The following is a 390-nucleotide window of genomic DNA, read 5'->3' as shown; positions in this document are numbered from 1 at the left end:
TGATCCTGCTGGCGGGGCGGCTGACCCTGCTGGACCGTTCGGCCGAGGACGCTTTGGTGCCGCGCTGTCGCGTGGCCGGGACCAGTCTGGTGCTGGGCGGGATCTTCAACTCCGGCATCCTGGCGACCGGGCCCGTGGCTGGCGCGACCTATGATTACGGCCCCGCCCCGCAGCAGGTGCTGGACCGTGTGGCTGCCCTGCAGGATCAGGCCGCCGCGCAGGGGATGCCGCTTGCGACCGCGGCGTTGCATTTCGCGCGCGACCATCCCGCGGCGGCGGCGGTGCTGCTGGGCACGGCCAATCCTACGACATTGCGCCGCAACCTGGAGGTCCTGCGCTAGCCCAGGTCGTGATGGCGCAGGGATGACAGCAGCGTCGATTTCGACGTGC

The 390-nt window shown here is 70.5% G+C and carries 1 pseudogene; it reads left to right on the top strand.

Annotated features, from left to right (window positions below):
* Nucleotides 1-341: pseudogene (locus tag TW83_RS18650) on the top strand (aldo/keto reductase); the annotation flags it as partial.
* Between the last annotated feature and the right edge of the window lie 49 nt (nucleotides 342-390).

This window comes from Paracoccus sp. S4493, from assembly GCF_000967735.1.
Taxonomy (GTDB): Bacteria; Pseudomonadota; Alphaproteobacteria; order Rhodobacterales; family Rhodobacteraceae; genus Paracoccus; species Paracoccus marcusii.
This window is presented reverse-complemented; position numbering and strand designations above follow the sequence as displayed.